A 24,777-nucleotide genomic window follows, 5' to 3' on the forward strand; every position below is an offset into this window, starting at 1 on the left:
CCCTTTCTAACTCAGAACCTCTCGCATCACTAGCAGAGTTAGCCATTACAAACCCTGCTCTCCCGGTTTCATTTAAGGTGCTGTAAAATAAACTAATCCAGATATAATTGGCATTATCTATTTTCGGTAATCCTAATTCTTGAAATCGGATATCACCTTTCATTTTCTCCTTATCCACCTTATCAACGTTAAATGGTGGATTTGCCATCACAAAATCAAAATAATTGATAAAATCTATCTTAGCGTGGTTAATTTCATAATAAGTATTACCCTGTTTAATGTCTCCTGAAAGTCCATGTACTGCTAAGTTCATTTGACATAAATTAACAGTTTCTCCTACTTTTTCTTGACCATAAATACTAATTTCTTCATTAGGTTTTTTCTGATGTCTTGTGATAAACTTCGCACTTTGGACAAACATACCACCAGAACCACAAGCAGGGTCATATATTCGACCGTTATATGGTTCTAAGATTTCCACAATTAATTTAACTATAGAAGTAGGTGTAAAAAACTCTCCTCCTTTCTGTCCTTCACTCATAGCAAACTTACCCAGGAAGTATTCGTAAATCTTGCCGAAAGCATCCCCTTCTAAATCTGCACCAAAATCAATTTTATTAAACTTTTTCAGTAATTCTATTAATAACTCGTTATCAATTTTAGTATAATTTTTAGGTAAAGTACCATCTAAATCTGTATTTTCATTTTCTATCGCCTTCATTGCTTGGTTAATAGCTTTACCGAAGTTTTCACTTTCTGGTAATTCTATTAATTTAGAAAAACGTGCTTCTTCAGGTAAATACATTACACCTTTAGCCTGAAAATCGGTTTTAGAAATTCCTCTTCTACCGCTTCCCTTGCTTTTTAATTCCTGTTCAATTTTGGTAAATTTCCAGTCAGCATAACGCAGAAAAATTAAACCTAATACTGGTACAGAATACTCTGATGATTTTAGTTTAGAATTTGCCCTGAGTTCATCAGCAGCATCCCATAAACGCTTTTCTAAATCTGTTGTGTTAGCTGGCATGGAGGAATAGTCATAATGAAACCTTGTGAATTATACGGCTATCTGTACCTAAAAATACTTGATTCCACATAATTCTTAGATGTCTTCGTGAAATAAAGTAGTAGGAGTCCCGTTTCCTTAACGTCTCTAAGAATTATTAATTTTGTCTTTCTAACCAATACAAACTTACTAGCTACAAATTATTTCATTGATTAGTATTTACTTTTGGTACAGATTTGGTACAGATTTGGTACAAAGCCACGCTACGCTATCGGCGAATATAAAGATGCCTCCGGCACGCTTCGCGAACGCTACTACACAAGCGAAGTCCACCTTCGTGGACTAATGAAAAATCAAGGCTTCTGAACCCACGTTCGCCTCTGGCGTTCCCGAAGGGTAGGTGGGTTTTGTCTGTGTAGCCGCGATTTATAATCGCCCAGAGAGTATGAATTTAGACTTTTCAAACATCCTCTAAGGGAGTTTTTCACTTTCTACCAATGAAAGCTTAAAGCCTTATAGATTACAGGTTTCTTTTCAAAGCGGGTGGCGGGAATCGAACCCGCATTATTAGCTTGGAAGGCTAAAGTTTTACCACTAAACTACACCCGCAAATTTCCAGCTATTTAAATATAACACAGCCTTCTTGAAATTGCAAGCCTTTATTGAGAATTTATTGGCTCAATTTTAATCCGCACATATAAATTGCTTAAATCTGGTTTTGAACCATCCTGATTATAAGCAGCCACAAAGCCCTCTTGCTTAAAAATCTCATTTAGTGCTTGCTCATAACTGCTTTTTTCACTGCTGAGTGTCGCCGGTTCAATATTGATAATTATTGCTTGTTGAAATTTACCATTATTATCAATCACTAAACTAGCCAGTATATTTGCTGATTTTAGTCCCGAATCACTGGGAAGAAAATTAAGTTCTAATTCCTGACTGCGACTTCCTTGGTATTCTGCCAAAACATCGGGTAAAGCATCAACTCTTAATTTCCGTTCTTGTCTTAATTGCTCTACTTCATCTTTCAGTATAGGATCAATATTAGCCAAAACACCCCCTTCTGTTGGAGTTGGTGAAGTTTCTGGAATTGGAGTTGTTGAAGTTTCTGGAGTTGGAGTTGTTGAAGTTTCTGGAGTTGGAGTTGGTGAAGTTTCTGGAATTGGAGTTGGTGAAGTTTCTGGAGTTGGAGTTGGTGAATCTGAGGGAATATCGTTTGGGAGTAAAGTTCCCTCTCCCAGCTTGACTTCTTGACGACGATTCCAGGGAAGATCATCTAATGGAATAGTCTGTGTAGGTAGAGGTGTAAATGTAGGTGTAAATGTAGGTGTCGGTTGGGGTGTAAATTGTATTTGCGGTTTTATTGACGGTGTAAATGTAGGTGTCGGTTTGGGTGTAAATTGTATTTGCGGTTTTATTGACGGTGTAAATGTAGGTGTCGGTTTGGGTTCTACTGGTTGATTATTAACTGCAATGTTCTTGTTTTGATTTAACTGTGAGAAACTAAAATCAGAACTTATCACCTGATCATTTGGGTTTTCAGGCGTGGTGAGCGTAGTTTTTGGTAAACTCGCTTTGACAGAATTTTGCGTTGACTGGGAAAATTCCGGTTTAACTGTTGTAGTTGTTGACTTGGGTTGAGGTGTTAATTTTTCTTGAGGTGGAATATCTATCAACTCAACAGCAATATCATCTTGACTAGGTTGGGGAATCCAAGGTCTAAATTGATCAGATGATCGTAAAAACCAAAACACTAACAAATGTAGAGAAATTGAACCTATAAATACAGCTATCCACAAAAAAGGTGGATCTGTATGCCTGTAATTAAGGGTATCATCTTGCAACTCACAACTGGATTTGACACTGTTCATGTTTAATTATCCAGCAGAACTTTAGTCATTAGCCATAGAAGCATTTGATTCTGTTCTTACTACAAAGGTAAGAACCGTTTCATCTATTCCTTTTAATTCTAAAGGACTACCTTTAGTGATTTCTTCTTCCTGCAAATAATCTGCAACAGCAGCAGAAACCAAGATAGTACCAGGTACAGCAGCAGCTTGTAACCTAGCTGCAATGTTCACGCTAGGACCAATCGCCGTATAATCAGCACGTTCCGAACTACCAAACATTCCCACTACTGCTGTACCCTGATGGATACCACAGCGAAACTGCACACCTTTACGCCCATCAGTCTCAAATATGCCTTGTTCTAGCCATCGGTTATTTAAATTTACTAGAGCTTGTTGCATTCCTCTAGCAGTACCGATAGCACGACGCACCTGTTCATTTGGTGTTAGTTCTTCTGGCGCTCCGTACAAGGCTAATATAGCATCTCCCATAAATTTATCTACAGTACCGCCATTATTAAAAACAACTGCGGTCATAATTTCTAAATATTCATTCAATACCTCTGCGACTTTTCTGGATCTGAGTGTATTGGATAGCTGGGTAAAACCAACAATGTCACTAAATAAAACTGTAACTAAGCGTGGTTCTGGCTGCAAATCTAAGGACAAAGTTCCAGCTGCCGCTTTTTTAACTAATGCAGATGGTAAAAAGCGTTTGAGAACTGATTCTGTCAGGTAGGTGTTTAATTCCAAGACGCGTTTTTCATTTTCCTTGAGAGCTAAAAGATTCCTAGCCTCTGCCAGAAGTTCCCGATCATTAAATGGTTTAGCTAAATATGCGTCAGCACCATGTTCTGTCCCTTCAATGCGAGTTTCTTCATCAGCTTTTGCTGTCAGGAGAATTATGGGTGTACCCCGCATCAAATCATCGCTGCGGATCATCTGAATCATTTCTAATCCAGTTACCAAGGGCATCATTAAGTCAGTGATGATCAGGCTAGGAAGGATTTCTCGTGACAAATTATATCCTTCGTAACCGTTGCGGGAGGTAGCTACTTGATAGCCACTGTTACGGAGAATATCGGCTACATAGCCTCGCATATCTGGGTTGTCATCTACGACTAAGATTAATTGCTCAGTAGCTGGGTGAGTATAAATTTGTCCATTAGAATCTACAATTTGTAAATTGGCTGATGAATTTCTGGTAATAACTTCTCTGTTGTCAAATGCTGACTCTACTTGTTCTAAATCGGCTAATTCTACATTGGCACGGTCGATATTTAAGTCAACCTGTGTATTAAATACCTGTGCTGGAGGTAAGTGTTCTGCCCCAGTTAACAGGCGGACGCTAAATTGAGTACCTTGTCCATAAACTGATTGCACTGTGACTTCGCCACCGTGCAGTTCGACTAATTCTTTAACTAAGGATAAACCCAATCCACTACCTTCATAGGTGCGGTTTTCTGAGCCTTCAGCCTGACGGAATCGCTCAAATAGATGGGGGATTTGTTCTGGAAGAATACCAATACCTGTATCTTGAATTTGCAAGATGCAGCTATTCCCATCATTGAACAATCGGACAGTGATTTTACCCCCATCAGGAGTAAATTTCATCGCATTTGATAACAGGTTATAAACGACCTTATCAAATTTTTCTATATCCAAGTAGACTGTTGGACATTCAAATAAATCTGTAACAACTCGCAGCCCCTTTTTTTCACAATAAAGACGAAATGACTCAACAATTTGGCTGACAAATTCGACCATATCGCAAGGGCGGAAACTCGGTTGCATTCTGCCAGCGTCTAGGCGTTGTAAATCTAGTAGTTGATTTACTAATCGGAGAAGACGACGAGAATTGCGGAGGGCGATCGCACATTGATCATAAGATAAACCTTCACCCACTTCCACTGCTGACTCTAAAGGTCCTTGAATCAAGGTGATGGGAGTCCGAAATTCATGGGAGATATTTTGAAAAAATTCAGTTTTTTGTCTATCTAATTGAATTAAACGTTCGGCTTGTTCACGAGTTGTTTGGTATAAGCGTGATTGTTGAACGGCGATCGCTGCTTGAGCGGCAACTGCTTTCGATAGTTCAATTTCTGATGGTAGCCACTTGCGGATTTTGTTACCTTCTCTCAGCGTGATACTACCGATACAGTTGCCATCAATGATCAGAGGGACGACCATGAGCGATCGCGGTCGCATTTTCAAAGGTAAATCAAAAGCTTGGACATCTACGGGAGAGTGAGTAATATCAGTAATTACCACAGGCTCTTTTGTTAATAAAATTTCCGTCAGAATTGGATTTTTCTGGATAGGTGCTTGGGAACTAGATAAGTGCTGAGTTAACGAGCGCCGATTCCTGCTGATCTGATTTCCCGGAAAATTATCTAAATCTTTAGAACTGTCATACAAACCTACACATTGGACAAATTCATCTTCCTGAGTCCATAAAGACAGGACACAACCATCTACTTGTAAGGCTTTTCCCAATCTTTGGGTGATGGCTGCAAATATATCTTGTGGGTCTAAGCTAGAGCGAATTTCTCTAGTAATTGTATTAATTAAAGCTTCCCTCTTGGCTAATTCTTCTACTTGTTCATACGCATAAGCTTGAGACAAAGCCAAGGCAGCCTGATCGGCAACAATAGATACTAATTGAACTTCTTCTTCTTCCCAAACACGCGATTGATAACACTGATGTAAAGCTAATACTGCTCTAAGTTCTTGTTGACAAATTAATGGAACAACTAAGCTAGAACAAATATTAGCATCATTGAAAGCCACAGCGCGTTCTTCATTACCTTGAATACGCTCATCATCAGCTACATTATAAATTACCTGCACTTCCCCAATTTCCCACACTGTATGCGCCAAAAGCGGCAATGGAGTGATCGATTCTGGATTCTGAGTAGATGACTTGTTGCTACCTTCAGATATTGGGGATAAAGAAGAATTATTTGCCCCTGTCTCCGATCTCTGTTGCTCCTGAAATGGTTCTTGATCAGATTTTTGGTAGATAAATCCTTCATCTGCCAATTGCTCATCCTGAAAAGGACGCAACAGGCAAACATCCACCTCCAACATATGCCCGACTGTATCAACAATAGTTTGTAAAATTTGCCGATAATCTAGGGCGCTACGAATAGTATTGGTGACAGTATTCAGCAGGGATTCTCGACGTAGTGTCCGGGTAAGTTCGCGGGTTCTGGCTTTGAGAACATTATGTGTATCCAAAGCTTGACGTACCACAGCCTTAAGTTCTTCAGCTTCCCAAGGTTTTGTAACATATTTAAATACCTTGCCAGAGTTAATAGCCTCCACCAAGTCTTCAACATCGGTGTAGCCAGTTAAAATAATCCGAATAATATCTGGGTATTGAGTTGCTGTCAGACTTAAAAATTCTGTACCGCTCATCATCGGCATCCGCTGGTCGGAGATAATCACGGCGATATCTCCCTCTTGTGCCAGTAATTCTAGCGCCGCCGGACCAGAGTTAGCCCTCAGCACCTGGTACTCACGATAGAAACTGCGATAAAGCAAGTCTAGGTTGTCTGGCTCATCATCGACAACCAAAATTTTTGGTTTCCTGTTGGCTTGTAATGTCATGCCCCGCTTTCCTGCTGCAACAGCAGTCGGATAAAGAATAATCTGCTCAGATAGGGATCTTTCTGAGTCAGGTCAAGTTTGAGCATTTCGACCAAGAGACTGTTGGGACACATGACGGCTAAGTGTAAGAGTGTTTACTCAAAGTAATTGAACTCAGTAGCTGGTATTAAAAGTTTTTATCGATGCCGCTGGACAGTTGATTTCACGATCATTTTTGATTCATTGTGTTGACCTCGACTGAGCAAATCTGTTCTTATCTCCTTTTATAACCTGCTGGTGCTACATACAACCCTTGGATCATATTGATTTTTCCCATTCCAGCCGTGATACTAACATTTGTAGGTCATTTTTTTTAATCATGGTCAATGGTAGAGTCATGAATATGACATATAATATTCATATTTAAATGCAAAGTATACTATTAAACAAGTACATCTTGCCAATCTGGATTTGAATGTAACAGAGATTTAAATGCAGCTATAAATCTCTCGGAAGCTGTCAGTTAGGCAGTGTTAGCCTTTGGACTCTTTTGTGCCGACACTTCCAGGCTCTTTACCGATTATTATTGGGGTAAAACTTTGAATCTGGGTTAGCTGTATGGTCAAAAAATCGTCCGGCGCTCTAAGACTGAGGACGGAGCAATGCTTAAACAAATTTACGTTAAATCAATTTAAGTTTAAACTAGTTTTGAAATCCTGGTTTTTTCATCCACATCACCAACAATCAGTGACAGATGCACGCATCCCCAATTCCTGTCAATTTCAAATCCGTGCGGCTGTATCTACTGATTTGCCTGGTATTGCCCAAATCATTGCCGAAAGTTTTCATTCCCAACAAGGTTTTTGGGGATGGGCTTTTCCTTTATTTCGTTTGGGTATTTATGAAGACTTAAGGCATCGTCTAGCGGCAATGACACCTCATCAAGTTTGTTTAGTGGCTGTTGATAGCAGTATAAATGGCAATAATCAAATACTGGGAACTGTAGAAGTGGGTATTCGTTTAAGCGATACTTGGGCAAATACTCAAAAGTCTTTTCCCTACCTGTCTAATTTAGCTGTTCACCCCAAATACCGTAGGTATGGCTTGGCTTCCGGTTTACTGATTGGTTGTGAACAAGTTTGCCAAGACTGGGGATTTGAAGATTTATATCTCCATGTCTTAGAAAATAACCATCAAGCTAGGCAGCTGTATTTCAAGCTGGGATATCGGGTACATAAAGTTGAATCCCATTGGAACAGCTTTTTCCTCTATCCCTCACGGCAGATTTTCTTGCATAAACGCTTAATTAATCGAGGGGGGTAGGGAAAACCTCTAAATAAAATCACGGTTTTCAAAATATACAGCGGTAGTCAGCAGTAAAACCATTGAGACGCAAGGCTATAAATTAGGTATCCCTCATCTTGGCTTTGTATGACAGATGTCATCTTTATCAAAACTTTAAAAAAAGATGACTGGAGTTGAAGACAAACTCACCTCAATCCCATAAAATACTATTATTAATTTTAGAAAAACACTTTTTTTAGTCATAAATTTGGTTGGGGTTTACAGACAATTCTTGATCAGACAAGCATAATTCCAAAACTTAACTTAATTAAACAGATGATTCGTTGACGTTTTGAAGTGCATATTCCTACTATCTTCATTAAAAATTTAAGAAAATATGGATAGCAAACAACGCCAACGCTATCAGGCTGCTATATTATCAACTTACGGCTCTGAAAATAGTTTCCTTGACAACATTGCTATGCGAGATGGAACTGAGCAATGGCGATGCTCGCCGCAGGCATCGCAGATGTCTGATATTCTTGAGTCTTTGCATAGGGGAAAAGTTTTAATTGTAAATAGTCGGAAGCGTAATGGGTTAATAGTCTTTAAACGCTATCATGCAGAGTTTGCAGGTCCTGGAGCATTAGTAGGTGGCGATTATGATCGGGATTGCCAATTTGTAATACCTGTAGGTAATCTCTCTTTATTAACTCCTGAATCTCATGAAGATCGTCAGAAAGCCTACTTAATCAGACGACAATGGGTTCGCTTAATTAAACAAATTACAGAAAATTCAGTTTCTGCACAAAGAGTACAAAAAATCCTTGAACAATTTAAACAATATTTTACACAAGAAATGGTTGCTGATCTGCCAGATGTTGCCTTTGCTATGTTAGTAGGTGTACTGCCGCAAACGGTAGCGAGAGTGCGAAGTTTGGGCAGTGATTTAGACGAATGTTTTGATGATGAATAGTTAATATTCTAAATTTGTTAAAGCAGTTTTTAACCTTGTAAGTGTGCGAGTATTTTCTTCTGGTGTTCCGACTGTAATTCGCAATCCTCCAGGCAGCAACCTGACAAGAGTTCCGTGATTTCTCAGTGTTTGGTTGAGACTTTTTAAAGCTACATCTATTGGTTGAGAAGGATTGGGTTTCAGACGCAGGTAAATAAAATTAGTATCACTGGCTGTAACTTCTAATGCTGGGTGTGCAGATACAACATTAATAAATTTACTGCGTTCGCTGAGGGTTTGGGAAATGGAACTAAGCAAAAGTTGACGATTTTGTAAAGCAACTAAAGCGGAAGCAAGAGAAAAACTAGGTAGATTGTAGGGGAGACGAACCTTTTCTAAAATAGCGATCGCATCGGGATGAGCTACACAATAGCCAACTCGCATGGCTGCTAACCGAAAAGCTTTGGAAAAAGTCCGCAGCACTACCCAGTTTGGATGCTGTGCTAATTCCCCAACCAAAGTAGTTTGGCTAAATTCAAAGTAAGCTTCATCAATAACTACCAAAATTTCCTCTGGTAGACTTTTCAACCATGTTAATTCTGCCGCAGTTAAGCAATTAGCAGTTGGTGAATTGGGATGAACAACGAAAACCACCCGAATAGGCGGATTTTTAGTTTCTTCAATGGCTGATTGTGCGGCTTTTAAATCTATTTCAAAATTGCTTTCATTTCTACCCACATTCACCACCGGAATACCCAGGGTTTGCGCTAAAATCCCGTACATGGAAAAAGTGGGATTGGCAACTAAAATAGCACCTTCTCCCCCCAAACAGGTGGCAATCAGCAAAGAACGAATTAGTTCATCAGAACCATTACCGACGGAAATATTCGCAGCCACAAAATCAGAGGATGAAAGGTTAGCTGACTCATTGACATATTCGGCGATCGCTTCTTTTAGTGTTTCATGTCCACCATCAGGATAACGATTGCTTTCAATTACTTGTTGAAAAGTCCATGCCAATTTTTCCTTTATCTCTGGTGGCAAATCATAGGGACTTTCATTAGTATCCAGCCGATCAAATTGCATAGCAACTGGTTCTGCTGTATTACTACTAGGGTGTGGTTTGTAAGCAGTAAATTGAGATAAATCGGAACGAATGAAGGGAAGCATAATTTGTCAGTTTTCGGGGAATAGGGAATAGGGAACAGGGAGATGGGGAGATGGGGAGATGGGGAGATGTTTCCCAATCACCAATCACCAATCACCATTCCCCAGTTGGCAAAATGAGCGAATGGCTTGCCAAATCTCGGATGTAACATTTGCCAAAGCGTGATCACTATCGAGTTCTATTAATTCTACCCAAGGACGGGAAACAGCAAAATCTCGACTAGCTTGAATCGGGATGACTTCATCTTGTTGACCATGCAGAATCAGGGTAGGAACGGGAAGTTGTAACAAATTTTCCTGGTATTGGGCAGCATCTGTCAGAAAATTGTAATTTAGGGGTAATTCTCGTCTTTCCCCATAGTGATGTACCAATAAATATTGTTCTTGCTGCCAAAGTTGGATTTTTTCTGCTCCTAACTTGGGCAACCAATGGGATAAAAACCCAAAAGCAGGTGCTAGTAAAACTAGGCGTTCCACTTGTGGGTTTTGTTGTGCCAAATAGGCAGATGTCAAACCACCTAAACTAGAACCAATCAGAGTTACAGGTACAGAATGCTCAGGAAATTCAGCAGTTACTTGCTCTAATTGTCGGGTAATTGTCAGATGGGAAAAATCACCAGCATTTAAATCGGGAATTTTCAGTTTGATCTGAATTTGGGCAAAGCGATCGCTCAAATCCTGTGCTTTTGTCGATTGAGGACTAGAAGCAAAGCCGTGAAGATAGATGTATGAATTCAAAATGAACTGCTGTAATTACTAAGGTTGATTGTTGTTGCCACCACCTTGATTGCCACCGCCTTGATTGCCACCGCCTTGATTGCCACCGCCTTGATTTCCACCGCCTTGATTTCCACCGCCTTGATTGCCACCACCTTGATTGCCACCGCCTTGATTGCCACCGCCTTGATTGCCACCGCCTTGATTGCCACCGCCTTGATTGCCACCGCCTTGATTGCCACCGCCTTGACGAGGGTTGTTACTTTGTCTATTTTCGCGGATGACTTCTCCTGTTCTCACAAAAGAATCTATAGGACCACGAGGATTGTTTCTAATAGAGTCTCTTCCTAAATTATCTCTAGAAGGACGATTGATAGAATTTTGTTCTCGTCCAAAATCTCTATTGTTGGAGTTATTGTTGGAGTTGTTGTTGGAGTTGTTGTTGGAATTATTGTTGGAGTTATTGTTGGAGCGATTAGAAGAACCAAGGGCATTAGCATTTTTATTTAAAAAAGATGGGTTGTCAATTGCACCCTGACCCCGAATTGGTTGTTGTGCTTTTACAGCTGCGGCTGTTTCGGATTGAACACTTGCTAATGCCGGATCTTTTGTAGGTGTAGAATTTTGCTTAGTCAAATCTAATCCATTGACTAAATCACTTTTTTCATAAAAATTTCTCAAGTCAAAATCATACAAACCTTGAAATTCACCTTTGACTACAACCATTAATTGTCCTGCTTCCAGAACTAACCTTTGGGAAGATTCCTGGTTAGCAACTTCAATACCGCTATTTGTCAGCGCACCAATAATTGTCGTATCTGTTTCTTCGTTATAACGAACAAATAAAGCTGATCCACGAATTGCAGCGGCGGCGTTTGGTGTTTTAATCCGTGTTTGACCTCTTCCAGGAGGAATCAGTAACAAGACAGTCCCGTTAGATAATGTAAAATTCCGTGATTGTGGTAAAAATTGAAATACTGCTTGCTCTCCCACCCGTGCTACAGAACCATCATTAAAGCGCAGGTCTGCAAGGGAAGAACGACCAGTAGATACACCATCACCAGGATTGATCGTATCTAATCGACGTGCTGGACGTGTCTGAGAATTATTTTTAGGGATCAGCTGCACAACATTACGGAGTTCTTGAATCTGCGCCTGTGTTAGAGGAGTGATGGCATTTGCTCGATTTGCCCAAGGTAATGCTGTAACTACGCATAATCCTAGCACAAAGCCTGGTAAAAATTTATTCAACATAAATAGTAATCTCCCTGAAGTAAACTGTTAATCTTTTGTAAGATGTTGGTTAAAATTTTAATGTATTATAGTAGTATGTTTAACTATCTTATTATATATATTGTAAGCTTAGTTACTGAAAAGCATATAGTTAAACCTACTGGCTTTTGATAAAATCTATGTGATTGGCAAACAATTTACCATAGGTTTTGTATAAAATTGAATAAAAGATTCTGATCAACCAATCTCTGATTTTGCTAAATGCGATTAAACTCATCAAATATGCAACCCAAGATAGGAAAAAATTTGTTGTTGGCAATATTGTTCGCTTCTAGTGGTGGACAATTGATTAGCATTGGTATCAACAGAGCCTGGTCTGCTCAATCTGAAACAAAATTTCATCAAGATAACTCAGGATCAAATCTAAATTTAATCTATTTGACCCTATCCGAAGCAACTCCGCCGAGCAGTGAGTTACCAATTGTATACTTAGAGACCCCGAAAAATCTAGAATCACTAACGGTTCAGATCAACAAAAGGGAAACAAAAGAATCCGAGAATACTGAACAGCAAGCTAACTTAGTACAGCCCAAAAGTAGGACAGATGATATTCCCTCATCATCTCTGTCATCAGCGGAAAATCTGTTAAATCAACCAATTATAGATGATTCTGAAAACACACAGAAGCTTGTGCAGCAATCACCAGAGCAAGAACAATCTCCTTCAGAAGCAAATGAAGAGCAGGAGTTAAGGCTGCGGGTGAGGCCAAGACCTTTGGAAGAAATACCACCGCCACCTACAGAAAAACCCGTAGATCAATTTCAACCCATAGGATATTTAAGGGGTTATGTTGGTTATTTTCAGAATAGTAATATTTTTTCTACAAACAACAACAAAATAAACGATGGTTTAATTTATTCTGGACTGACTTTAGCTTCGGCTTATTTTCCTTTGAGTTCTAGCACTTATTTAAATGGATCAATTGATGGTGGTTTAATTCATTATCTTGATCAATCAGATTTTGATTATAATCAGGTGAGATTTAATCTGGGTATTTATCAAGAACTGTCACGGGAAATGTATGCAGAATTGAATTTTAGTAATCAACAGTTGTTTTATACTAAGAATAGCGATTCTTTTGCATCTGGCGATCGCTTTCTCAATGAAAATTCTGTACAGTTATCTTTAGGAAGAAGGGACAAACTTACAGATAAGTTGATATTAGATAGCCTATACGAATTCAGTGCTAATTTTTCTGACCCAGAAACAAGAAGTCGGTTAGTTAATTCTTTGTTGTTTTCTTTAAGCTACTCTTTACAAAAACCGTTACAAGTTGGTGTGAATTACCAGTTCACCTTATCAGACTTTACCCAACGTGACAGAGAAGATCAGTCTCATCGTTTATTTGCACATTTAAATTATCGAACTTCAAATACAAGTAATATGTATTTACAGGGTGGTGTTAACTTAGGCGGTTCTACCACCCCTGCTATTGATTTTTCTGGCTGGTATTTTAGTGTAAATTACGGTTTTGAGATAGGTAGGTTTTAACAGTTATGAGGGAACAGGGAACAGGGAACAGGGAACAGGGGACTGGGGGCTGGGAACTGGTAAGAATAACTCATTTACTAATGATTAATAACTAATGACTAATAACTAATGACTGATCCAATCACTCCAACTACCAGTATAAAGTTTACCTGTGGAAATACCAGCTAGTTCTAAAGAAAGTAAATTGACACAAGCTGTAACACCAGAACCACAATAAACTATAATTTCTTTAGTTGGTTGTAATTGTTCCCATCTTTGACGCTGTGCTGATGAAGGAAGTAAAAAACCGGAAGCGTCGGTGACTTCTTGCCAAGGATAGTTTACAGCACCGGGAATATGACCAGCAATTTTATCAATGGGTTCTCTTTCTCCACGATAGCGATCGCTTTCTCTCGAATCTACTAAAATTACATTAGGACTATCTTTGAAATTTTTAACATAAGTATAATCTACAACTTGTTCATTTTTCAACTGAGGGGTAAAACTTCCCATTTTCGGTGCTGGAATTATGTCAGAAATAGGATAACCAGCTTTTTGCCAACCTGCAAAACCACCATCTAAAACAGCTACTTTTTCATGTCCTAAATAACGCAATAACCACCACAAACGAGATGCAAACGCAAACCGTGAATCATCATAAGCAACTACCAAAGTTTTTTGGAAATTAACCCCTATGTTTGCTAATTTATGAGCTAAATTATTGATGTCAGGTAAAGGATGTCTTCCCCCATGTTCTTCCACAGGACTAGATAAATCTAGATTTAAATCTAAATAGTAAGCTCCGGGAATATGACTTGTTTGATATTGGTTTTGTCCTAATTGTGAATCAGCCAAAGAAAACCGACAATCAATAATTACAACTTGGGAATCGTTAAGATTGTCAAATAGCCATTCTGGAGAGACAACAAATTGATTATTATTCATGATTGTATTTTTATAAGAACAAATGTTAGATACAGATAATTTTACACCCCAAGCAACACAAGATGGTTCTTTTACTTTCTTTTCTCAAGAATTTAATGAAGCTTTTCACAGTCATCATGGAGCAAAACAAGAGAGTTATCTAAAATTTGCATTTCCTACCCAAGTACAGACAGTAGCTAAGAACGGAATAGTGAGAATCTTAGATGTTTGTTATGGTCTAGGATACAACACAGCAGCCGCGTTAGAAGTAATTTGGCAAGAAAATCCTACTTGTATTGTAGAGATTATGGGTTTAGAACTCAATCCCGAAGTTCCCAAAGCTGCAATTAATCAGAATATATTTAATGATTGGGATGACGAGTATAGAAACATTTTAACCGAACTAGCGTTTAAACACCATTTACAAACTAATCGCTTGCAAGCCAAATTACTAATAGGTGATGCGAGAAAATCAATTCAGGAAGTACGGGAATCTGGTTTTTTAGCTGATGCTATTTTTCTCGATCCCTTTTCACCTCCCCAATGTCCCCAATTATGGACAATAGAATTTATCCAAAATGTAGCCTTATGTTTACATGAAAATGGTTTACTAGCGACTTATTCCTGTGCTGCTGCTGTACGCACGGCGCTTTTATCTGCTGGGTTGGTCATAGGTTCTACCACACCAGTAGGAAGACGCACTCCTGGTACAATAGCTGCATATTCAAAAAATAGAGAAAAAGACATTATAGACATTTATCCTCTTTCGCAAGCAGAAACAGAACATTTACAAACTCGTGCGGCCATTCCTTACCGTGATCCAGAATTAAGTGATTCTGCTGAGGTTATAATTAGACGACGACAACAAGAACAACAAACCAGTCCTTTAGAACCCACCTCAAAATGGCACAAACGATGGTTGGGACAGGTTTGATATTGGATAATTATTAATTATACTAAACACGGTTGAGACATGGACTTTTACAAAATTACGAAAAACCGAGATGGCAGAAATTTCTCTCCAGATCCGGCAGTCATTAGAATTGCAAACAATTTTACAAACAACTACCGATGAAGTACAAAAACTGCTCCAGTGCGATCGCGTGCTTTTATACAAATTTGATCCAGACTGGAGTGGAGAAGTTGTAGTAGAAACTTTTATTGATCCGCAATGGTCTATTTTAGGTCAAGTAGTTCATGATCCTTGTTTTGAAACCTGTTGGTTACAACCCTATCAAGAAAATCAAGTCAAAACTATTGCTGATGTTAATACAGCTAACCTTACACCCTGTCATGCAGAATTTTTAGCAGGTTTTCAGGTTAAAGCAAACTTAGTTGTACCCATACTTTGTACTTCCAAACTTTGGGGTTTATTAATTTGCCATAATTGTATCGCTCCCCGTGAGTGGCAAACCCAAGAAATAGAAGGTTTACAACAAATAGCCGTTCATGTAGGTATTGCTATTCATCAAGCTTCTTTATTAGCAGAATTACAACAGGAAAAAGCCAAATTAGAAGCCGTAATGGCCACACGCACAGAACAATTAGAACAAACTAATTTAGATTTGCTCATAGAAGTCAGAGAACGATCCAAACTTGAAACAATAGTTAGTGAAAGTGAAAAATTTTTACGCCAAGTTTTAAATAGTATTTTTACTTTTGTGGGAGTATTAACCTGTGAAGGAATTTTAATAGAAGCAAATCAACCACCTTTAGATATTGCTGGGATCACCCGTGCAGATGTCATAGGTAAACACTTTGCAGATACCTATTGGTGGGAATATTCCCCAGAAGCACAAGCCAAAATTCGAGCAGCTATTAAACATTTTACCCGAATCTTCCATTGAAGAAACTACTATGAGAGCGGAAGAAATTAGACAGGCGATCGCTCAATTAACCCTTTCTCACAATACAAAAACTTTAGGTAATTTGACTGTATCTTTAGGAGTTGCTGGTTTTCCCCAACATGGTGTTAGTAGTACAGCTTTAATTCAAACTGCTGATGCTGCTCTATATCGTGCTAAAGCTGCTGGGCGGAATCGAGTTGTGGTTGCACCCTAGAACTCCTGACTCCTAACGGAAAGACTTTTTCAGTAAACCCTACTAAATTAACTGATATGATTTAGCCTTGAATCTCCAAATCAAAAAAGTATTTATTGTCATTCACTGATAGTTAATTATGGTTGTTGTAGCAATTCTCGCGGCTGGAAAAGGCACAAGAATGAAATCTAATCTACCTAAAGTTTTACATTCTTTGGGTGGAAAATCGCTAGTTGAGCGCGTTATTGAAAGTGTCGAACCTCTTGCACCTGAACGCAGGTTAGTTATTGTTGGGTATCAGTCTGAAGAGGTGAAAACTGCTTTGGGTTCAATTTCTGAAGTTGAGTTTGTAGAACAAACTGTACAATTAGGTACAGGTCACGCTATTCAACAATTACTTCCTCATTTAGAAGATTATACTGGGGATTTATTGATTTTAAATGGTGATGTGCCTTTGTTGCGAACTGAAACTTTGAAAAATCTGTTACAAATTCACCAAGAAAATCAAAATTCCTGTACTATTCTCACAGCAAATTTATCAAATCCCAAAGGTTACGGACGGGTTTTTTGTGATAGTGACGGTGTTGTGCAGCAGATGGTTGAGGATAAAGATTGCACTCCTGAACAAAGAAAAAATAAGCGTGTAAATGCTGGGATTTATTGTTTTCGTTGGTCTGATTTATCAAAGTTTCTGCCTCATTTAGAAGCCAATAATGCCCAAAAAGAATATTACCTCACTGATGCTGTAACTCAAGTGGGAAAAGTAATGGCTGTGGATGTGGAAGATGACCAAGAAATTTTGGGAATTAATGATAGATTGCAATTAGCCACTGCTGACGATATTTTGCAGAGACGCATTAAAGAAAAATGGCTTTTAGCAGGTGTGACGCTGATTGATCCTGCAAGTATTACAATTGATGAAACTGTAGAATTACAGCCAGATGTGATTATTGAACCTCAAACCCATTTACGGGGTAAAACATTGATTAAATCTGGTAGTCGGATAGGACCTGGAAGTTTAATTGAAAATAGTCAGTTAGGTGAAAATGTCGCTGTTCAATATTCTGTAATTACAGATAGTTTTGTGGAAGCGGGAACTCGAATTGGTCCTTATGCTCATTTGCGTGGCCATGCGGAAGTGGGTGCAAATTGCCGAATTGGTAATTTTGTCGAGTTGAAAAATACCCAATTAGGCGATCGCACTAATGTATCACATCTCTCTTATTTGGGTGATACGACTGCGGGAACTCAAGTAAATATTGGTGCGGGAACAATTACCGCTAATTATGATGGTGTGAAAAAACATCGAACCAGAATAGGCGATCGCACTAAAACCGGTTCTAATAGTGTGTTAGTTGCACCTATTACTGTGGGGAATGATGTTTATATTGCCGCAGGTTCAACGGTGACGGAAGATGTGGAAAATGACGCTTTAGTAATTGCGCGGAGTCGTCAGGTAGTTAAACCAGGTTGGAAGCGAAAAACGGAAAGTTGACGTTTTGTAGGGTGCGTTCCTAACGCACCTTCTGACTATGTTTAACCAACTCCTTAATATTTTGGTTTTCATAAAATCGTGCCGCAATCTGAAGTAAATATGTGCATAATAGCATAGCTATTCATCACCTAGTCGCTGACATTGTAATAAGATAAAACTTTATATACAATAAATTTTAAATTCATATTTAGGTAATTATGTCAACTCGTAATATCAGTAGCTTTACAAAAGTTATTTACTTTGTTACTGTTCTTTACAGTTAAAGATAAATCGCTAATCAAAAAACTGCACAAATTAAGTGCGGTTTCGTGATTAATGATCAAAGGTAAACCTATACCTTTGGGTTCAACTAAAATATTTATGTGCATAACAGTCCCTAGTCTAGCTGCGGCTTCTATGTAAATAAACTTAGTGTTCGCCAGCAGTTTTGACAATAAAAGTATCAGCTTGAAGATTCTACATAGGAATTTTGAAAGCCGCTAATTAACAAACATTATTGGAGATCTTGATCATGGCTTTGACCATTCAATCCGCGCAAAGTATTTTTTCTAACACTCAAGTTCCTAGCTTAATTCCAGCGACTATCGCCTTATTCGATCAACTCAATGTAGATGATCAACTGGCATATCTTTGGTATGCTTACACCGAAATGGGTAAGACAATTACCCCCGCAGCACCCGGAGTCGCACGTCTGCAACTAGCAGAAAGTTTGCTCACCCAAATTAAGCTCATGTCTCCTGAAGAACAAACAAAAGTTATGCGCGATCTTGCTAGTCGTGCAGATACTCCTATCAGCCGTTCTTATGGTTTCTTCAGTGTTAATACTAAACTGGCTTTCTGGTATGAGTTAGGAGAATTGATGAAACAGGGTCTCGTCACTCCCATTCCAGTGGGTTATCAAATGTCTGCTGGTGTGAGATTAGTGTTGGAAGAAACCCAGAAACTTGATCAAGGTCAGCAAATAACTGTACTGCGTAACACCGTAGTCAACATGGGATTTGATACTTCTGAACTTGCTCCTAGCAGTTACCCAAAAGCTGGTGCAGAACCTGCTTTCCAACGGACAACTCCTACTATTTCTTCAGTCAAGATTGAGGGTGTTACAGAGCCAGCAGTATTGGGCTACATTGAAGCAATGAACGCAGATAACTTTGATGCTGCGATCGCTTTATTTACTGCTGATGGTGCGCTACAACCACCATTCCAAAAGCCAATTGTGGGAACTGCGGCGATCGCCAAATATATGCGCGAAGAAGCCCAAGGACTGAATATGATGCCCCAACAAGGTATTTGCGAAGTTCGAGGAGATGGCTCTAAACAGCTAAAAGTCACAGGTGTAGTGCAAACACCTTGGTTTGGTGTCACCGTAGGTATGAATATTGCTTGGCGCTTCCTCATCAATCCCGAAGGAAAAATCTTCTTTGTAGCAATTGATATGCTGGCATCTCCCCAAGAGCTATTACAACTGACTCGCGTTCAATAAAATAAAAATAGAAGTGAGAAACATTGTAGAGACGTTCCATGGAACGTCTCTACTACTTAACAATAACCAATCAATTCGCCATCATTCCATTCCAAAGTATCGCCGATGGTGTCACCGTTGTGATAGGCAGCAAGTAATATTTCGCTGGTTTTACCATAGGATATCGCTCCAGTAGCATCAAGAGCGATCGCCCCTAAATCCCGTTCATTCTTAATCGCTTCAGTGAATGAGCGCAACATAGCCTCTTTCAAAGACATTCCGTCACTAACACGGATAACAACCTTCGCAGCTAAACACTCATCAATAATATCTTCACCAATGCCAGTACAGCTAACCCCAGCGTACTTGGTCGCATAATTACCTGCTGGCATCGCAGAATCACTGACTCTACCAATGCGTTCAAAGCCTTTACCACCTGTGGAAGTACCAGCAGCTAATTTACCATAGCCATCTAAAGCCACTACACCAATTGTACCCCGACCCGCATTAGAGCTTTCTGCCATTTCCGGTTCTGCAACTACTCCAGCCATAGTCCTTTTAAAATTATCTTGACGTTCTTCCATCCACTCTTTCAGCCGCAAATCAGTTAAACCATTATAGGTAGGAATTTGTAACTCTCGCGCTAACTCAGAGGAACCGTAATCAGACAATACCCGATCTGGAGACTTTTGCAGAAATAGCGCCATTTCAATCGGGTTTTTTACCCGTGAGACATTAATCACACCACTAAAACGCCCTGATCTACTATCCATCAAAGAAGCACTCATGCGGATTTGACCATCAGATTGTAATACAGAACCAGTACCAGCATTAAAACGGGGGTCATCTTCCAATAGTTGACAACCTTGGACTACAGCTTCTGAAGCATTTGCACCTGTTAACAAGAGTGAATAAACATCCTCGATGATTTTGGTCAGCGAGTTGCGTACTGTTTGTAGTCCTCCCTTCCCGTGAAGAGAACTACCAGCCCCACCATGAATAATTAATTTAGGTTGTACTTGTAAGGTCATTTATTTGTTTTTGTGTAGCTTTAACAGTTATTAGTTATCAGTTATCAGTGATTAATTGTCAATTATCTTCCTATTCCCAATCACCTATCCCCTATACCCTTTAGCCTCAGAACGGCGACGACGACAACGTTCTGAGCAATATTTAACTTCATCCCAACAATCTTGCCATTTTTTTCGCCAACTAAATGGACGTTGACAAACTACACAGATTTTTTCAGGTAGATCCGATTTAGAACGAGTACGTCCCATTTGACACTCCTCTGCTGATTTAACAGTGTAGTGGGAGATTATTGCACTGTTGTTATTAACCCTCAGAATTCTGAGGCGCTAATGGCAATACTAAACGACAAACTACTCGATTATCAGGTAGTTGATATATCTGCAATTCGCCTCTCAATTGCTTGATTAAGTTCTGGCAAATTAGTAAATGCAAGCCTGGTGCTTGGTTGAGACTTGGCGAACTGAATATATCCTTGGGAGTATTGTCATTTAGCTGTGCCAATAGCTGTGGATCGATTGTGCCATTATCTGTAATTGATACTTCCAGTGATCTCTCATCTAATCGCTGACACCAGATATCAACTCTGTCACCAATAGGAGAACGTTTACAGGCATTAAGTAATAATTCATAGACAACTAATTCAATTTTGACAATATCCCCAGCAGTTGCTAAAGGAGATGAACCCGCAGCAGTCACAAGTTCTCCAGATAAGGAAGTGCTTTTGGGTGATTCTGCATCTTCCATGGGGTTTGTTAATCCATGTACACCTATCCACAGTTGTTGCTGCTTGGCTAAATGATCTACTCGTTCAATGCTTCGCTTTAATAAACTGGCAATTGACATAGTTTCCCATGTTAGATTTAACTGCCATTGCTCTTGTGTAATGACTCCTGTCATGGAGTTGGTAATATAATTTAACTGTCGCAACAAAAGTTTATAACGCATTTGCGTCAGTTCATTACTGGGAATACCCAAATCCCGAATTTGAGACACTACTGATACTGACATTCTATGAATTTCTTCTAAACGACGATGTTTGTACCAGTTGAGTTCTCGCAAAAGTTCAGTATTATCTGTGTGCCTTTGGGCAATTTTATGTTGACTTTGCCACCACGCTAATTGAGAAATCAAGGTGATTGTGGCATTGATGTTGAGTTCTGACCAATAATGTTCTTCATAATCTGCTAGTAACACTACACCCGTAGGTTCGGAATCCTCTGTGTTACGTAAGGCCATGACCAAAACTCGAGCATTTTCAGGAATATTTAACCATTGTCTGGTTTCTGGTGGCAAATCTAAGGCGCTGAAAATCAAGTAACTATTATGTGCTAATGCTAACTCGATCAGCACATCTCTCTCGATGAAAATTGGTACATCGGCTACAACACCAAACTGCTGATTGTTAATGACACCACGAATGATTTTCGCTTGCTCGTCACCAAGATTCCAGGTGAGGATGATGGACATGGGACATTCTAAAACAGTTGCTATCTGTTTTAAAGCAGTTGATTCAGTGGTATTACTTCCAGTTTGAATGAGTATATTTGGGTATTCTTTAAATATTTGGGCAATTTTGTGCTGTTCTTGACTGATAGCACTTAGCTGCTTATTACGAACTATGACACCAAGGCACTGACTGACAACCCAGCATAATTCCTTTTGTAGATTTGTCCAAGAGTGACTGCTGTCATGAGTAATTACTAGTAAGACTTCCGGCTTATAACCTTGAATGCAGTTACAAATCAACAGCGATCGCACACCATTTTCTAGCAATTGGGGATGCCAGCTAAATAAACGCAGATCATGTTCTAAAGTGGCAATTTCCATCGCTTCTTTAGCATTTTGTAACAGATGGAAATCCATTTCTGAGAGAGGACTAGGCGTAAATTTCCAAACTCGGCGATTACTCAGGGCATTTTGGAAAATAATTTGATAAATATTTTTGCTTTGGTCATACTCTAAAAGTAAACAGCGAGTCGCCCCTAGTTGCTCTAAAAGTTCTGTAGTACAAGGATGTAAAATTTGTGGTAAATCTTGCTCCTTGTGTATAGCTTGCGCAAATTTGTTAGTCAGTTGGTGATTTTGCTGAATTTCTCTCAGAGTTGGTTCTATGCTGTCGTTGGGAAACACTAAGGAAAGTAAGCCAGCCGCACCTTGAACAAAGTTTTTATCTGCTTGATTCCAAACCCGTGGTTCATTACTTTCCACGGATAAAAAGCCTAGTAAGTCTTTTTTCCAGATAATAGGTGCAGCTAGTAGCGATCGCACCCCTAACCGTTGTAACAATTTATCTTGGACATGAGTTTTCAACGAACTATCAGACTCACTCAGCCAGACTAGTTGGTTCACTGCTAAAGAGTAATAAACATCACTCAAATCTTGTACTGTTATACCCGCTGATGCTTGTTTATTCAGCCAATCCCGTCCTATGTTCACCAGCTGACTGCTCATCCGACACCAAAAGTAATTTCCTTCCCTTTCAAACCAGTAGATATTTGTGCGGGAGGGAGAGACAAATTGATCGGTTGCTGCCACTGCTGCTTCTAGCTTTTTATCGAGATGGTTGAGGGAGCGTAAATTTTCGAGGAGTTTTAATAATGACTCAGTGGCAGAGTTGTGATGATTATTCTGCCAATTTTTTTGCTGTTGATGTTGATTCAGGACTACCCCTAGTTCACCGATGACAATCAACAGTTTTGCTCTTGAGTCTCCAGTCAGTAAATATCCCCAGCGTTGTGAACCGAGTAAAACTATACCTAAACAGTTGTTTTTATAGCGAATTGGTAGAATAATTGTTCCCTGGATATTATACTTGGCCGCAACTTCTTGCCATTCTGGGGCGCGGACTTCTCCTCGTAAATTAGCTACTCCCACAGGACACAGTTGAGTCACTACTTGGCAGATTAAATTGCCGGCATTAAGTAAGACCGATCTTTTTAAATAACTTGTCTCCCCATCAGGGGTTATACCACCCTTGCCCTGTATTTTTTTACTCGTGCTGTCATAAAGACCTAGCCAAATAAATGGGTAGTCAAACTGTTCTTGCAAATAAGCAATTGTAGTTGTGATCAGAACATCAGCATCATCTTCATCTCTAAGGTTTTGGAGAATTTTCCCCAAGGACAGGATTTGTTGTTCGGCGGCTATTGGCTTTTTTGGCTGCCCCATCTGATTATCCGTGGACATAGGTTGTAGTAATATTATTGAAGATGCCCTAAAAAAAATTCAGATTAATCCTGGATTTGGTATCTGATAATAATCGTAATAATTGGTAGATATTAACCTGGTTTGGATATTTATAAAGCAGTAATTAGTCCTTTTTTATTTACTCTGGTTAAAACAGATCCAGAGTGGTTACACCAACAGACAATTTCTAGTTTTAATTGGCTGTCACAAGCAAGCTATAATCAGCCTGTTAGATGGTTTAGCTCCCGTATAGCACAGTCTTTGTGCCTTCATGATACACGTCTAGCACAAAATTTGTTTGGATTAAATTTCCCTAACCCATTAGGTCTGGCTGCGGGATTTGATAAAGATGGAGTTGGTGCTAATTTCTGGTCTAGTTTTGGTTTTGGCTTGGCCGAATTAGGTACTGTTACTTATCATGGACAACCCGGCAATCCTCCACCGCGTTTGTTTCGCTTAACTTTAGATCAAGCAGTCCTCAACCGCATGGGTTTTAATAATTCTGGTGCTGCTGCTATGGCAACGAGATTAACACTGCTAAACCAGGAACAATCTCGGTTAATACCCATAGGCATCAATTTAGGTAAGTCTAAAATTACACCTTTAGAAGCAGCAGCAGAGGATTATTTAGACAGTTTTCGGTTACTGAAGGATTTAGGTGATTATTTTGTCGTTAATGTTTCTTCTCCCAATACGCCAGGATTGCGATCGCTCCAAGATGCGTCTATGCTCAGTCATATTTTGGATGTTTTACAAAAAGAAAATAATACACAAAAGCCTTTGTTTGTCAAGATAGCACCGGATTTAGAATGGGATGCGATCGCTGACATTATCACTCTAGCCAAAACCTACAAGCTGGCAGGAATCATTGCCACCAACACTACCATCAGCCGTGAGGGACTAAAAACCCAAATCATTGAAAAAACTGGTAAAACACCTTCACAAGAAGCTGGCGGAATTAGCGGTGCGCCATTACGCGATCGCTCCACAGAAGTCATCCGATTTATTTACCAGCAAACTCAAGGAGATATACCCATCATTGGCGTAGGTGGCATTTTCACCGCTGAGGATGCTTGGGAAAAAATCACAGCAGGTTCTAGCCTCATCCAAGTGTATACAGGCTGGATTTATGAAGGACCAATGATGGTACGCCGCATTCTTGCCGGTTTATTAACCAAACTAGAAGAAAACGGCTTAAATTCCATCAGTGAAGCCGTGGGAATAGGTAATTCGTAATTCGTAATTCGTAATTCGTAATTCGTAATTCGTAATTCGTAATTCATAATTACTACCCAGTCCCCAGTCCCC

Annotated in this window: 19 protein-coding genes and 1 tRNA gene; 9 read left to right on the forward strand and 11 right to left on the reverse strand. The window is 39.4% G+C overall.

The genetic code is table 11. The annotated features are described in order from the left end of the window. The 4 genes from VB694_RS22835 to VB694_RS22850 all read right to left on the reverse strand — a co-directional run. Positions 1 to 1,027: class I SAM-dependent DNA methyltransferase (locus VB694_RS22835; protein ID WP_323362636.1), on the reverse strand; the 1,027-nt coding region annotated here is incomplete at its 3' end. Positions 1,028 to 1,544: 517 nt separating this feature from the next. Next, positions 1,545 to 1,615 (reverse strand) — tRNA-Gly (locus tag VB694_RS22840). A gap of 50 nt (positions 1,616 to 1,665) precedes the next feature. After that, complete coding sequence (locus VB694_RS22845) at positions 1,666 to 2,877, reverse strand: hypothetical protein (RefSeq protein WP_323362637.1); 1,212 nt, start codon at positions 2,875 to 2,877, stop codon at positions 1,666 to 1,668. A gap of 21 nt (positions 2,878 to 2,898) precedes the next feature. After that, on the reverse strand, positions 2,899 to 6,465 hold the full coding sequence (locus VB694_RS22850; protein WP_323362638.1) for a response regulator: 3,567 nt from the start codon (positions 6,463 to 6,465) through the stop codon (positions 2,899 to 2,901). 687 nt (positions 6,466 to 7,152) lie between these two features. Between VB694_RS22850 and VB694_RS22855 the strand changes: the two genes are divergently transcribed. Both VB694_RS22855 and VB694_RS22860 read left to right on the forward strand, forming a co-directional pair. Next, positions 7,153 to 7,767, forward strand: a complete 615-nt coding sequence (locus VB694_RS22855; protein WP_323362639.1) for an N-acetyltransferase — start codon at positions 7,153 to 7,155, stop codon at positions 7,765 to 7,767. Between the two features lie 358 nt (positions 7,768 to 8,125). Next, positions 8,126 to 8,704: a hypothetical protein gene (locus tag VB694_RS22860; RefSeq protein WP_323362640.1), complete on the forward strand. Its 579-nt coding sequence runs from the start codon at positions 8,126 to 8,128 to the stop codon at positions 8,702 to 8,704. On the opposite strand, the gene VB694_RS22865 is transcribed toward VB694_RS22860, so the two are convergent. The 3 genes from VB694_RS22865 to VB694_RS22875 form a co-directional block, all read right to left on the reverse strand. Then, entirely contained in the window at positions 8,705 to 9,853 is a 1,149-nt protein-coding gene (locus tag VB694_RS22865) for a histidinol-phosphate transaminase (RefSeq protein WP_323362641.1), read from the reverse strand. A gap of 84 nt (positions 9,854 to 9,937) precedes the next feature. Then, positions 9,938 to 10,591: a YqiA/YcfP family alpha/beta fold hydrolase gene (locus tag VB694_RS22870; protein ID WP_323362666.1), complete on the reverse strand. Its 654-nt coding sequence runs from the start codon at positions 10,589 to 10,591 to the stop codon at positions 9,938 to 9,940. 15 nt (positions 10,592 to 10,606) lie between these two features. Next, positions 10,607 to 11,821, reverse strand: coding sequence for a FecR family protein (locus VB694_RS22875; protein WP_323362642.1), 1,215 nt, complete (start codon positions 11,819 to 11,821; stop codon positions 10,607 to 10,609). 261 nt (positions 11,822 to 12,082) lie between these two features. Here VB694_RS22875 and VB694_RS22880 point away from each other — a divergent pair, with 261 nt between their 5' ends. Further along, positions 12,083 to 13,351: a hypothetical protein gene (locus tag VB694_RS22880; RefSeq protein ID WP_323362643.1), complete on the forward strand. Its 1,269-nt coding sequence runs from the start codon at positions 12,083 to 12,085 to the stop codon at positions 13,349 to 13,351. Between the two features lie 105 nt (positions 13,352 to 13,456). Here VB694_RS22880 and VB694_RS22885 read toward each other — a convergent pair whose 3' ends face one another. Then, the gene (locus tag VB694_RS22885) at positions 13,457 to 14,275 is read right to left on the reverse strand and encodes a sulfurtransferase (RefSeq protein WP_323362644.1); all 819 of its coding nucleotides are present in this window, start codon (positions 14,273 to 14,275) and stop codon (positions 13,457 to 13,459) included. Between the two features lie 22 nt (positions 14,276 to 14,297). Between VB694_RS22885 and VB694_RS22890 the strand changes: the two genes are divergently transcribed. The 5 genes from VB694_RS22890 (at position 14,298) to VB694_RS22910 (ending at position 19,272) form a co-directional block, all read left to right on the forward strand. Beyond that, entirely contained in the window at positions 14,298 to 15,188 is an 891-nt protein-coding gene (locus tag VB694_RS22890; protein ID WP_323362645.1) for a tRNA (5-methylaminomethyl-2-thiouridine)(34)-methyltransferase MnmD, read from the forward strand. A gap of 70 nt (positions 15,189 to 15,258) precedes the next feature. Further along, positions 15,259 to 16,101 carry a GAF domain-containing protein gene (locus VB694_RS22895; protein ID WP_323362646.1) on the forward strand — a complete coding sequence of 281 codons (843 nt, stop codon included), beginning with the start codon at positions 15,259 to 15,261 and terminating at the stop codon, positions 16,099 to 16,101. Between the two features lie 10 nt (positions 16,102 to 16,111). Further along, positions 16,112 to 16,315 (forward strand): diguanylate cyclase, encoded by a 204-nt coding sequence (locus VB694_RS22900; RefSeq protein ID WP_323362647.1) that lies wholly within the window; start codon positions 16,112 to 16,114, stop codon positions 16,313 to 16,315. A gap of 118 nt (positions 16,316 to 16,433) precedes the next feature. Continuing rightward, positions 16,434 to 17,789, forward strand: a complete 1,356-nt coding sequence (glmU, locus tag VB694_RS22905) for a bifunctional UDP-N-acetylglucosamine diphosphorylase/glucosamine-1-phosphate N-acetyltransferase GlmU (protein WP_323362648.1) — start codon at positions 16,434 to 16,436, stop codon at positions 17,787 to 17,789. Between the two features lie 511 nt (positions 17,790 to 18,300). Beyond that, the gene (locus VB694_RS22910; RefSeq protein ID WP_323362649.1) at positions 18,301 to 19,272 is read left to right on the forward strand and encodes an orange carotenoid protein N-terminal domain-containing protein; all 972 of its coding nucleotides are present in this window, start codon (positions 18,301 to 18,303) and stop codon (positions 19,270 to 19,272) included. 56 nt (positions 19,273 to 19,328) lie between these two features. Here VB694_RS22910 and VB694_RS22915 read toward each other — a convergent pair whose 3' ends face one another. From VB694_RS22915 to VB694_RS22925, 3 genes are all read right to left on the reverse strand, one after another. Then, positions 19,329 to 20,282: an isoaspartyl peptidase/L-asparaginase gene (locus VB694_RS22915; protein ID WP_323362650.1), complete on the reverse strand. Its 954-nt coding sequence runs from the start codon at positions 20,280 to 20,282 to the stop codon at positions 19,329 to 19,331. Positions 20,283 to 20,366: 84 nt separating this feature from the next. Then, on the reverse strand, positions 20,367 to 20,531 hold the full coding sequence (locus VB694_RS22920; RefSeq protein ID WP_323362651.1) for a DUF2256 domain-containing protein: 165 nt from the start codon (positions 20,529 to 20,531) through the stop codon (positions 20,367 to 20,369). Between the two features lie 55 nt (positions 20,532 to 20,586). Further along, positions 20,587 to 23,451 carry a GAF domain-containing protein gene (locus VB694_RS22925; protein ID WP_323362652.1) on the reverse strand — a complete coding sequence of 955 codons (2,865 nt, stop codon included), beginning with the start codon at positions 23,449 to 23,451 and terminating at the stop codon, positions 20,587 to 20,589. 120 nt (positions 23,452 to 23,571) lie between these two features. On the opposite strand from VB694_RS22925, the gene VB694_RS22930 reads away from it, so the two are divergent. Next, entirely contained in the window at positions 23,572 to 24,705 is a 1,134-nt protein-coding gene (locus VB694_RS22930; RefSeq protein ID WP_323362653.1) for a quinone-dependent dihydroorotate dehydrogenase, read from the forward strand. Positions 24,706 to 24,777 lie beyond the last annotated feature (72 nt).

Source organism: Anabaena sp. UHCC 0451 (assembly GCF_034931405.1).
GTDB lineage: Bacteria > Cyanobacteriota > Cyanobacteriia > Cyanobacteriales > Nostocaceae > RDYJ01.

Bases quoted from the DNA above. Each gene is read 5' to 3' on its own strand.
- glmU (WP_323362648.1), top strand. From the start codon at position 16,434: ATGGTTGTTGTAGCAATTCTCGCGGCTGGAAAAGGCACAAGAATGAAA.
- VB694_RS22920 (WP_323362651.1), bottom strand. From the start codon at position 20,531: ATGGGACGTACTCGTTCTAAATCGGATCTACCTGAAAAAATCTGTGTA.
- VB694_RS22895 (WP_323362646.1), top strand. From the start codon at position 15,259: ATGGCAGAAATTTCTCTCCAGATCCGGCAGTCATTAGAATTGCAAACA.
- VB694_RS22875 (WP_323362642.1), bottom strand. From the start codon at position 11,821: ATGTTGAATAAATTTTTACCAGGCTTTGTGCTAGGATTATGCGTAGTT.
- VB694_RS22890 (WP_323362645.1), top strand. From the start codon at position 14,298: ATGTTAGATACAGATAATTTTACACCCCAAGCAACACAAGATGGTTCT.
- VB694_RS22910 (WP_323362649.1), top strand. From the start codon at position 18,301: ATGGCTTTGACCATTCAATCCGCGCAAAGTATTTTTTCTAACACTCAA.
- VB694_RS22865 (WP_323362641.1), bottom strand. From the start codon at position 9,853: ATGCTTCCCTTCATTCGTTCCGATTTATCTCAATTTACTGCTTACAAA.
- VB694_RS22915 (WP_323362650.1), bottom strand. From the start codon at position 20,282: ATGACCTTACAAGTACAACCTAAATTAATTATTCATGGTGGGGCTGGT.
- VB694_RS22925 (WP_323362652.1), bottom strand. From the start codon at position 23,451: ATGGGGCAGCCAAAAAAGCCAATAGCCGCCGAACAACAAATCCTGTCC.
- VB694_RS22850 (WP_323362638.1), bottom strand. From the start codon at position 6,465: ATGACATTACAAGCCAACAGGAAACCAAAAATTTTGGTTGTCGATGAT.
- VB694_RS22880 (WP_323362643.1), top strand. From the start codon at position 12,083: ATGCAACCCAAGATAGGAAAAAATTTGTTGTTGGCAATATTGTTCGCT.
- VB694_RS22885 (WP_323362644.1), bottom strand. From the start codon at position 14,275: ATGAATAATAATCAATTTGTTGTCTCTCCAGAATGGCTATTTGACAAT.
- VB694_RS22845 (WP_323362637.1), bottom strand. From the start codon at position 2,877: ATGAACAGTGTCAAATCCAGTTGTGAGTTGCAAGATGATACCCTTAAT.
- VB694_RS22900 (WP_323362647.1), top strand. From the start codon at position 16,112: ATGAGAGCGGAAGAAATTAGACAGGCGATCGCTCAATTAACCCTTTCT.
- VB694_RS22860 (WP_323362640.1), top strand. From the start codon at position 8,126: ATGGATAGCAAACAACGCCAACGCTATCAGGCTGCTATATTATCAACT.